Annotated in this window: 6 protein-coding genes; all 6 read left to right on the top strand. The window is 61.1% G+C overall.

The window, feature by feature from the left end:
* On the top strand, nt 1–412 hold a 412-nt coding region (locus tag AC6FTP_RS26825), incomplete at its 5' end, for a hypothetical protein (RefSeq protein WP_497209962.1).
* 31 nt (nt 413–443) lie between these two features.
* On the top strand, nt 444–1,016 hold the full coding sequence (locus AC6FTP_RS26830) for a hypothetical protein (RefSeq protein WP_497209963.1): 573 nt from the start codon (nt 444–446) through the stop codon (nt 1,014–1,016).
* Nucleotides 1,009–1,185, top strand: coding sequence for a hypothetical protein (locus tag AC6FTP_RS26835; protein ID WP_497209964.1), 177 nt, complete (start codon nt 1,009–1,011; stop codon nt 1,183–1,185). Before AC6FTP_RS26830 ends, AC6FTP_RS26835 begins: the two co-directional genes overlap by 8 nt.
* Nucleotides 1,166–1,825 (top strand): AAA family ATPase, encoded by a 660-nt coding sequence (locus AC6FTP_RS26840; protein WP_497209965.1) that lies wholly within the window; start codon nt 1,166–1,168, stop codon nt 1,823–1,825. The genes AC6FTP_RS26835 and AC6FTP_RS26840 overlap by 20 nt, the downstream gene beginning before the upstream one ends.
* Nucleotides 1,822–2,169, top strand: coding sequence for a DUF5983 family protein (locus tag AC6FTP_RS26845; protein WP_497209966.1), 348 nt, complete (start codon nt 1,822–1,824; stop codon nt 2,167–2,169). The genes AC6FTP_RS26840 and AC6FTP_RS26845 overlap by 4 nt, the downstream gene beginning before the upstream one ends.
* Before the next feature lie 42 nt (nt 2,170–2,211).
* On the top strand, nt 2,212–2,641 hold a 430-nt coding region (locus AC6FTP_RS26850; RefSeq protein ID WP_497209967.1), incomplete at its 3' end, for a DUF6908 domain-containing protein.

Below are 2,641 nucleotides of genomic sequence, written 5' to 3' on the forward strand. Positions count from 1 at the left end.
TGCGCGATTGTGTCACCCGTTCCCCGTCACCCCTAAATCCTCCGTCAGCCTGAGCGGCATGGCCGAGAGCGTGCTGTTCCACAACGGCACATGGAGCGGGTATGTGGACGCCCTGATGCGGCTGGAGCAGCACCGCAAGGAACCGCTGCCGACCTCCCCGATGAGCGACACCCGCGCGGCGGCTCTCGTGGTCCACACCACTGGTCCTGAGGCGCTGCACAAGCTGCCAGGGCGCTGGGTGTGGATGAATGCGCAGGAGACGCGGCTCTATGGAGCTTGGGAGGAGTGGCGGGGGATGCAGGTGAGCAACACACACTTCGTCCCACGACTGCGCGCCGCCCAGGCCCGGCGTCACCACGCCAAGACCACCGATCACCGTGCCCTGAGCCAGTCCTGCCTCTTTGCCTGTTAACCCAAAACACAAACCCCAAAACAAAACTGATATGAAACTCTTCAAACTGATCGCCAGCCGAGCTGGCCAAGTGTTGTTCGATGACCGCGTTGAAGCGGACTCTCCCCGCGAGGCGCGGGAACAGATGAAAGCCCTGATGGGGCTCAACTCCCTGACTGGGGTGGTGTATGCCATCACGGAAATCCCCATCGAGTTGATCCAGAGCATCGTGGATGCGCGGCTCATCGAAGCTCTGCAACGCCTCAACGGAGGGCAAGCTCCCGCCACGGTGGAGCAGATGCTGCGGCCCATCGCCAGCGAGGCAGTCAGAGAACAACTCGCCAACCTGCGCGAAGCCCGCATCACGCCGGATGATCCGCCGCCACCGCCGCAGAGGTTCGATGCGTTCACGCCTGCTGTGGACCAGATCATTGGAACGCCCACGCCGCCGAAGCCACGACGCAAACGCATCAGCGTGACCACCAACGGCACGCTGGTGGATTGGAAGGCGGTGAAGCGGTCGTATCGCCGCAGCGGTTCCATCAAGCAGGCAGCCGCGCAGTTTAAGTTGTCGGTGAACTCCGTGAAAGCACGCATCCGTCGGGAGGGCTGGACCCATGAGTGACCGGCTCACCATCACCAAGTATGGCACGCGTTACTGGGCCGTGTGGATCGACGGGCAACTGCTGGCCGTCACGCTCTACAAGAAGGGCGCACGGTCGGTGGCCTCCGCGATTACGACGCTTTCCACGTCTCATGGAAAGGAGGTCCATCATGGCATCCAAGCCGCGTGAACGTGTTCTCAAACAAGCTCCGGCCTCGCCGATGAACTGGCGTCCGCGCACAGCGGAGGATTTAATCGGCCAGGCCAAACGTGTGGCGATGGCGCAGACTAGCAAAGCCAAGCGCCTCTCCCGTGATCCTTCAGCCACGATGAAGCTTCTGCTCTATGGTCCACCCGGTGTGGGCAAGACCAGCGTCGTCGAGTTGGTGGCGCTTCAACTAGCCGGCAGTCCACTCGCCATTGAGGACTACAATGGGCGCGAAGTGACGGTGGACCTCGTGCGCGAGTGGATGCGGCAGCTTGCCTATGGCAGTCTGTTCAGTTCATGGTCGGTCAAGATCGTCAATGAGCTGGATCGCTGCTCACGAGAAGCGCAGGACCTCCTGCTCACCTACCTCGACCGCCTGCCACCGGGCCGCGCTTTCCTTGGCACGAGCAACCTGCAGCTTGATCTGCTGACGGAGCGGTTCCAGACGCGGTTCCAGGCCATCAAGCTGCTACCACCGACCACGGAGGAACTGGCGGCGTTCCTGAGCGCTCATTGGGCTGTGCCATCCATCACCGCGAACCAGATCGCGGTGGGCAGCGGCGGCTGTGTGAGAGCCGCGCTCGCCGATCTCGAATCCTATCTCGACCACCAACCTTCATGAGCCTGTTCACCACCGCACAAATCCCCATCCTTTACGACAGCCCCGGCCCATGGATCATGCATGTGCCCGTGGTGTCCACACGGCACATCCCACCAAGCGAAGCCGAGGCTTTGCTACGGCTCAGTCCGCTGGAGTGCCGTTCACCGGATGATCCGCCTCTGTTGGCCCACCTGCTCGATGGCGTGGGTCATCTGTTCCTAATCGAAGACCTCGATGCCGATGAAATGACGACGTTCCCGCATCTGCGAGCCGTGCTCTTGGCCATCAAGGCCCGTGGCTACGCCTATGCGCGTCTCGACGCCGATGGCGAAACCTTTTCCGACCTGCCGCTCTTCGAGTGGTGACCCCAAACCCCATAGCAAACGACCATGCAAAATATCCAGACCATGATTGATCAACACGGCGGCTTTGAAGCTGTCCGCACTCGCTACCTCCGCCTCGAGAAACCGCCGTTCATGCGGCTGGTGATCGAGGTGATCGGCGGCCCGTATCCCAACGGCGCGTATGAACTCAGCATCGCGCATTACAGCGAACAGAATGGCGATGCCATGCGCGATCCCGAGATCACGTTCCTCGTAGTTCCTGCGGAACAGGGCACGACATGGACACCGCTCACCTATGAGAACAGTTACCTTGGAGCCTGCCAAGTTGTGGCAGAGGTGAGCCGCGAAGGCTTGGTCAAGGTAAAGCAGTCACAGTGGATGAAGGAGCTGCGCAGCTTCGCCAAACAGTGGGACATCAATATCAAGCAGCAGGGGTTTATGGAGGTGTTCGAGCGCCAATATGGCGATCAAAACGGTGCGACACACGCGGCCA

The organism is Prosthecobacter sp. (assembly GCF_044378005.1).
GTDB lineage: Bacteria > Verrucomicrobiota > Verrucomicrobiia > Verrucomicrobiales > Verrucomicrobiaceae > Prosthecobacter.